Source organism: Pseudomonas sp. FW305-25 (genome assembly GCF_017351415.1).
Classification (GTDB): domain Bacteria; phylum Pseudomonadota; class Gammaproteobacteria; order Pseudomonadales; family Pseudomonadaceae; genus Aquipseudomonas; species Aquipseudomonas chlororaphis.
Genome location: NZ_JACNDE010000072.1, coordinates 1 through 7,553, shown reverse-complemented (window position 1 = coordinate 7,553; position 7,553 = coordinate 1). Strand labels below are relative to the sequence as shown.

The 7,553-nt window shown below is 66.0% G+C and carries 5 protein-coding genes; 3 read left to right on the top strand and 2 right to left on the bottom strand.

The genetic code is table 11. The features are described 5' to 3' along the window. Positions 1 to 28 precede the first annotated feature (28 nt). Positions 29 to 1,225 (bottom strand): AAA family ATPase, encoded by a 1,197-nt coding sequence (locus tag J4E58_RS31665; protein WP_087092975.1) that lies wholly within the window; start codon positions 1,223 to 1,225, stop codon positions 29 to 31. A gap of 237 nt (positions 1,226 to 1,462) precedes the next feature. Between J4E58_RS31665 and J4E58_RS31660 the strand changes: the two genes are divergently transcribed. From J4E58_RS31660 to J4E58_RS31650, 3 genes are read left to right on the top strand one after another with little or no spacing between them, the layout of a single operon-like run. After that, complete coding sequence (locus J4E58_RS31660; RefSeq protein WP_087092973.1) at positions 1,463 to 2,557, top strand: efflux RND transporter periplasmic adaptor subunit; 1,095 nt, start codon at positions 1,463 to 1,465, stop codon at positions 2,555 to 2,557. After that, a complete protein-coding gene (locus J4E58_RS31655) occupies positions 2,554 to 3,624 on the top strand; it encodes an efflux RND transporter periplasmic adaptor subunit (protein WP_007925323.1) in 1,071 nt (356 codons plus the stop codon). Before J4E58_RS31660 ends, J4E58_RS31655 begins: the two co-directional genes overlap by 4 nt. After that, positions 3,621 to 6,686 (top strand): efflux RND transporter permease subunit, encoded by a 3,066-nt coding sequence (locus J4E58_RS31650; RefSeq protein WP_087092971.1) that lies wholly within the window; start codon positions 3,621 to 3,623, stop codon positions 6,684 to 6,686. Before J4E58_RS31655 ends, J4E58_RS31650 begins: the two co-directional genes overlap by 4 nt. A gap of 116 nt (positions 6,687 to 6,802) precedes the next feature. On the opposite strand, the gene J4E58_RS31645 is transcribed toward J4E58_RS31650, so the two are convergent. Beyond that, positions 6,803 to 7,429, bottom strand: coding sequence for a bifunctional 2-polyprenyl-6-hydroxyphenol methylase/3-demethylubiquinol 3-O-methyltransferase UbiG (locus J4E58_RS31645; protein WP_007925320.1), 627 nt, complete (start codon positions 7,427 to 7,429; stop codon positions 6,803 to 6,805). Between the last annotated feature and the right edge of the window lie 124 nt (positions 7,430 to 7,553).

The window sequence follows — 7,553 nt, the reverse complement described above, 5'->3', positions numbered from 1 at the left end:
AGCTTGCCCGCGATGTTTTTGAGGCCGCTCAATCCGGCCAATACCACGCCGGTTCATCGAGCATCCCCTGGCCGACGATTTCGGTCTGGCCGAAATTTTTCTCCAGCACGATGCAGTTGCACTCCGGGTGTTGCTGCAACGCCGCGATCAACCGGCTGGCATGGGAGACCACCCACACCTGGCACTGCTGCGAGGCGCGAATGATCAGGCGCGCCAAGGCCGGCAGCAGGTCCGGGTGCAGGCTGGTTTCCGGTTCGTTGAGTACCATCAGCGTCGGTGGCCGTGGCGTCAGCAGGGCGGCGACCAGCAGCAGGTAGCGCAGGGTGCCGTCCGACAGCTCCGCCGCCGACAGCGGCCGCAGCAAACCGTCCTGATAGAACTGCACGCCGAACAGCCCGCCCGGCACCGCATCAATCTCCAGCCGCGAACCCGGAAAGGCGTCGCTGATGGTTTCGCGCAGCGCTTGCTGATCGCCCACTTCGATGATGGTCTGCAACGCCGCCGCCAGGTCGCGGCCGTCGTGGTGCAGCACCGGCGTGCGCGTGCCCAGCTGTGGCCGGCGCGCGGGGGCCTGGCTGTCGGTACGGAAGTGATCGTAAAAACGCCAGCCACGAATCTGCTCGCGCAAATGCAGGACCTCGGGCGATGAACGCAGGTTGCCGACCTGGTCGAACAGGCTGTCGCCGCTGGAGGTGTGCTGCGCCAGGACTTCCCACTGCCACCCCTGGCGTGCCCGCACCATCGGCCCCTGGCGATCCACCAGCACGCTGGCCGGGCGATACGCCGGCCCGCTCCAGATACTCTCGCGCTTGATCCGCGGGTCGAGGGTGAAGCGCGACGGAATCGGTGTGCTGTGCCCGGGCAGCATGAAATGGCCGCTGGAGTCCGGCAGCCCCAGGCCGATCGAGTAACCGAAGTCCTCGCCGGCAAAGCCCAGTTGCAGGCGCTTGACGGTTTTGCGTGGCCCGCCCTGGATCGCCACCTCGCCACGGCTCATGCGCCGGCTGATCTGCTCCGGCCCGGCCCAGAAGGTCGAGTCCAGGCCGCCTTCGTGGGCCAGCGCGTTGACCACCCCGCCCTGGGCGGTTTCCGCCAGCAGGCGCAGGGCCTTGTACAGGTTGGACTTGCCGCTGCCGTTGGGGCCGGTGATCAGGTTCAGCCGCTGCAGCGGAATCACCAGTTTGTTGATCGAGCGGTAATTGGCCACTGCCAGGGTCTTGAGCATGCCGGGGCTCCTTGTGCATGGAGGCGCAGTGTGCCTGATTGGTGCCGATTGTGTAGCCGCCGCGACAGCTCCCCAGGACTTCCTGCGTTTGCCAAAGCAGCGCCCGCGTTGCGCTCGATCGCAGCCTGCGGCAGCGGCTACAGGGTTTGTGATCCCCTTGCGTGCAGCAGTGGAACCCTGTTCTAAGCTCACAGTCGTATCGTCACCTGTACGATGGCGTCGCGCCAAGGAGCCTGCATGGCTGGTCTCGAATCGAAGTGGATAGTGGGTTTGATGCTGGCTGCTCTACTGAGCGGTTGTGGCGCGGAAAAACCGAGCGAAAAGGAGCGGCCGCGGGTGCGCGTGCAGCCAGTGCAGACCCGCGATTTCGCCGCGCAGGTGACCCTGACCGGCGATGTGCAGGCGCGGGTGCAGACCGAGTTGTCGTTCCGCGTCGGCGGCAAGATCATCCAGCGCCTGGTCGACGTCGGCGACCGGGTCACGGCCAGACAGGTCCTGGCCCGGCTCGACCCGAAAGACCTGCAGACCAATGTCGATTCCGCCGCCGCCTCGGTGTTCGCCGAGCAGGCGCGGGTCAAGCAGACCAGCGCGGCCTTCGTCCGCCAGCAGAAACTCCTGCCCAAGGGCTACACCAGCCAGAGCGAATACGATGCCGCCCAGGCGGCGCTGCGCAGCAGCCAGAGCGCCCTGAGCGCGGCTCAGGCACAACTGGCCAACGCCCGCGAGCAACTGAGCTACACCGCGCTGATCGCAGATGCTCCGGGGGTGATCACCGCGCGCCAGGCCGAAGTCGGCCAGGTGGTGCAGGCCACGGTGCCGATCTACAGCCTGGCCCGCGACGGCGAGCGCGACGCCGTGTTCAACGTCTACGAGTCGCTGCTGGTGGCCCCGCCGAAGCAAGGCACGATCACCGTCAGCCTGCTGGACAACCCGAACATCAAGACCACCGGCAAGGTGCGTGAAGTCACCCCGGTGGTGTCGGCGCAGAGCGGCACGGTGCAGGTCAAGGTGGCCCTCGACGGCCTGCCGGCGGGCATGGACCTGGGCTCGGTGGTCAGCGCCAGCGCCCACGCGGCCGGCCAGGCCAGTGTCGAGCTGCCCTGGGCGGCGCTGACCAAGAACCTCAACGAGCCGGCCGTATGGCTGGTGGGCGAGGACGGCAAGGCTACCCTGCACACCGTCACGGTGGGGCGTTACCAGACCGGCAAGGTGATCATCAGCGACGGCCTCAAGGGCGGTGAAAAAGTGGTGATCGCCGGTGGCCAGTTGTTGCACCCGGGGATGCTCGTCGAGATCGTTGCCGAGACCGGCACCCAAGGAGCCCAGCCATGAAGCGCCTGTCCCTGCTGTTGTGCGCCGGCCTGACGCTGGGCGCCTGCTCCAAGGAAGAACCAGCGCCCGAGCCGGTGCGCCCGGTGCTGTCGTTCGAGGTGCGCGCCGAGTCCGAGGAAAGCCTCGGGCGGTTCGCCGGGAGCATCCAGGCCCGCTATGAAACCAACCTCGGTTTCCGGGTGCCGGGGCGTATCGCCAATCGCAATGTCGACGTCGGCGCCGAGGTGGGCAAGGGCGCCTTGCTCGCCACCCTCGACCCCACCGACCAGCAGAACCAGTTGCGTTCGGCCCAGGGCGACCTGGCCCGGATCGAGGCGCAATGGATCAATGCCCAGGCCAACGCCCGGCGCCAGCAGCAATTGTTCGACCGTGGCGTCGGCGCCCAGGCGCAGCTGGATATCGCCCAGACCGACCTGAAGACCACTCGCGCCTCCCTGGACCAGGCCAGGGCCGCGGTCAGCCAGGCCCGCGACCAACTCGCCTACAGCGAGCTGCGCACCGATCATGGCGGCGTGGTCACTGCCTGGAATGCCGAGGCCGGCCAGGTGGTCAGCGCCGGCCAGCAGGTGGTGACCCTGGCCCGTCCGGACATCAAGGAAGCGGTGATCGACCTGCCGGCGACGCTGGTGGACCAGTTGCCGGCCGACGTGGTGTTCAAGGTCGCCTTGCAGCTGGACCCGAGCATCAACACCAGCGCCATCGTGCGTGAAATCGAACCCCAGGCGCAGAGCGCCACCCGCACCCGGCGCTCGCGCCTGACCCTGACCGAAACCCCCGAAGCGTTCCGCCTCGGCACGGCCATCAGCGTGACCCTCAGCTCCGCCATCGTCCCGCGCACCGAGGTGCCGCTGTCGGCCCTGCAGGAAGTGGACGGCCAGACCCGGGTCTGGATCGTCGACCCGCAGGCGCAGACCGTGGCGCCGCGCGAGGTCACGGTGTTCAGCCGGGACCATGATTCGGCATTGATCGGCAGCGGGATCAAAATCGGCGAGCGGGTGGTGAGCGCCGGTGTGAACAGCCTCAAACCGGGGCAGAAAGTCAAAATCGACGAGGACAGCCCACGATGACGCCGGCCACAAAAGGGAGCTTCAATTTATCCGAGTGGGCCATCAAGCATCAGTCGTTCATCTGGTACCTGATGTTCGTCGCCCTGCTGATGGGCGTGTTCTCCTACATGAACCTGGGGCGCGAGGAAGACCCGTCCTTCACCATCAAGACCATGGTCATCCAGACCCGCTGGCCGGGCGCGACCCAGGAGGAAACCCTCAAGCAGGTCACCGACCGCATCGAGAAAAAACTCGAAGAGCTGGACTCCCTCGACTACGTGAAAAGCTACACCCGCCCCGGCGAGTCGACGGTGTTCGTCAACCTGCGTGACACCACCAGCGCCAAGGACATCCCCGAGATCTGGTACCAGGTGCGCAAGAAGATCAACGACATTCGCGGCGACTTCCCCCAGGGTCTGCAAGGGCCGGGGTTCAACGACGAATTCGGTGATGTGTTCGGTTCGGTCTACGCCTTTACCGCCGACGGCCTGAGCATGCGTCAGCTGCGCGACTACGTGGAGCAGGTGCGCGCCGAGATCCGCGAGGTGCCGAACCTGGGCAAGGTGGAGATGGTCGGCGAGCAGGACGAAGTCATCTACCTGAACTTCTCCACACGCAAGCTGGCAGCGCTGGGCATCGACCAGCGCCAGGTCCTGCAGAGCCTGCAATCGCAGAACGCGGTGACCCCGGCCGGGGTGATCGAGGCCGGGCCGGAGCGGATTTCCGTGCGCACCTCGGGGCAGTTCGCTTCCGAGAAAGACCTGGCCACGGTCAACCTGCGGCTCAACGAGCGCTTCTATCGCCTGGCGGATATCGCCGAGATCAGCCGCGGCTACGTCGACCCTTCGACGCCGCAGTTCCGCTTCAACGGCCAGCCGGCCATCGGCCTGGCGATCGCCATGAAGAAGGGCGGCAACATCCAGGACTTCGGCAAGGCCCTGCACCTCAAGATGGACCAGCTCACCGCCGAGCTGCCGGTGGGCGTGGGCGTACACACGGTGTCGGACCAGGCCGAGGTGGTGGAAAAAGCCGTCGGCGGCTTTACCAGCGCGCTGTTCGAGGCGGTGGTGATCGTGCTGGTGGTGAGTTTCGTCAGCCTGGGCGTGCGCGCCGGGCTGGTAGTGGCGTGCTCGATTCCGCTGGTGCTGGCGATGGTCTTCGTCTTCATGGAATACAGCGGCATCACCATGCAGCGGATTTCCCTCGGGGCGTTGATCATCGCCCTGGGCCTTCTGGTGGACGACGCGATGATCACCGTGGAGATGATGGTCACGCGCCTGGAGATGGGCGAGAGCAAGGAGCAGGCGGCGACCTTCGCCTACACCTCCACGGCCTTCCCGATGCTCACCGGGACCCTGGTAACGGTCGCCGGCTTCGTGCCCATCGGCCTCAACGCCAGTTCCGCCGGCGAGTACACCTTCACCCTGTTCGCGGTGATCGCCGTGGCCATGCTGGTGTCGTGGATAGTCGCCGTGCTGTTCGCCCCGGTGATCGGCGTGCATATCCTCAGCACCCATGTGAAGCCCCATTCCGAGGAGCCGGGCCGCATCGGCCGCGTCTTCAACGGCGGCCTGCTGTGGGCCATGCGCAACCGCTGGTGGGCCATCGGCATCACCGTCCTGGCGTTCGTGCTGTCGGTGGTCGGCATGCGCTTCGTGCAGAACCAGTTCTTCCCGTCCTCGGACCGGCCGGAGATTCTCGTCGACCTCAACCTGCCGCAGAACGCCTCGATCGCCGAGACCCGCATGGCGGTGGATCGCCTGGAGGCGACCCTCAAGGACGACCCGGACATCGTGCGCTGGAGCACTTACATCGGCGAAGGTGCGATCCGTTTCTACCTGCCGCTGGACCAGCAATTGCAGAACCCCTACTACGCGCAACTGGTGATCGTCAGCAAGGGCCTGGAGTCGCGCACGGCGCTGACCGAACGCCTGAAAAAACGCCTGCGCGACGACTTCGTCGGCATCGGCAGCTACGTCCAGGCCCTGGAAATGGGCCCGCCGGTGGGGCGGCCGATCCAGTACCGGGTCAGCGGCAAGGACATCGACCAGGTGCGCAAGCACGCCATCGAACTGGCCACCGAACTGGACAAGAACGCGCACATCGGCGAGATCATCTACGACTGGAACGAGCCGGGCAAAGTGCTGCGCATCGACATCGCCCAGGACAAGGCCCGCCAGTTGGGGCTGTCTTCGGAGGATGTGGCGCAGTTGATGAACAGCATCGTCAGTGGCTCCACCGTGACCCAGGTGCATGACGACATCTACCTGATCAACGTGGTCGGCCGGGCCGACGACAGCGAGCGCGGTTCCCCGGAAACCCTGCAGAACCTGCAGATCGTCAACCCCAACGGCACCTCGATTCCGCTGCTGGCCTTCGCCACCGTGCGTTACGAACTGGAGCAGCCGCTGGTCTGGCGCCGTGACCGCAAGCCGACCATCACCATCAAGGCCTCGGTGCGTGATGAGATCCAGCCGACTGACCTGGTCAGGCTGCTCAAGCCGGATATCGACAAATTCGCCGCCGGCCTGCCGGTGGGGTATTCGGTGGCCACCGGCGGCACGGTGGAGGAGAGCGGCAAGGCCCAGGGGCCGATCGCCAAGGTGGTGCCGTTGATGCTGTTCCTCATGGCGACCTTCCTGATGATCCAGCTGCACAGCGTGCAGAAGTTGTTCCTGGTGGCCAGCGTCGCGCCCCTGGGGCTGATCGGCGTGGTCCTGGCGCTGGTGCCGTCGGGCACGCCCATGGGCTTTGTGGCGATCCTCGGGATTCTCGCGCTGATCGGCATCATCATCCGCAACTCGGTGATCCTGGTGACCCAGATCGACGAATTCGAGCGCGCCGGTCATTCATCCTGGGACGCGGTGGTGCAAGCCACCGAGCACCGGCGCCGGCCGATCCTGCTGACCGCCGCGGCGGCCAGCCTGGGCATGATCCCCATCGCTCGGGAAGTGTTCTGGGGGCCGATGGCCTACGCCATGATCGGCGGCATCATCGTCGCCACCCTGCTGACGCTGCTGTTCCTGCCGGCGTTGTATGTGGCTTGGTACAAGATCAAGGAGCCGAAGAAAACCACGGCTTGAGATTGTGCTCGTTCGAGAGGACGCCATCGCGGGCAAGCCTCGCTCCTACGCTGGAATACCCCGTAGGAGCGAGGCTTGCCCGCGAACCAGGCGCTACGGCCTATCTGGCAAACCGCTCAAACCTTGCGCCACACGCTCGCCAGCCACGGCTGCTGTTCCCGCGGCAGGCCGGCGGGCCGGTAGTAATGCTCCAGCTCGACAAACCCCGCCGCGGTGAGCAATTGCTGCCAGGCCGCCAGGTCGTGGTAGGCGCCATAACGCGCGCCGTTCCAGCCTTCGCGGTTGTCGCCGCGTGGGTTGGAGCTGAACAGCACGCCACCGGGTTTCAGCGTGGCGTGCAGTTGGCGCAGCACCCGCGGCAGCTCCTGTGAGGGGATATGAAACAGCACGGCATTGGCGAAGATGCCGTCGAAGCGCTCGGCGGGCAGGTCGAGCTTGAGGAAGTCCTGCTGCCAGACCTCGCAGCCGCTGTCGTCCCGGGCCATCTGGGCAAAGCGTTCGGAGCCGTCGAGGCCGACCGCGATATGACCCAGGCGCGTGAAGGTTTGCAGGTCGCGCCCGGGGCCGCAGCCGAAGTCCAGCAGGGTGAAGGGCGCCGTGCCCTGGATATGTCGAAGCAGCGCATCGATGTTCTGGCTGACATCGTGGTCGCGGGTGCCTTCGCGGAAATCTTCGGCCACCTGGTTGTAGTGACCCAGGGTGGTGGAGGTGATCTGGTCGAGGTCGTCGGGAGCGAGTTTCATGGCGGGCTGCGTTGGCTGGAGTGATGTGCCGAATATACTCCAAGGGCATTGACCCGGGTTGGGTGTGGGCCTTGAAAGCCAATCGCGAGCAAGCTCGCTCCTACAAAGGGCGACGCGATCAACC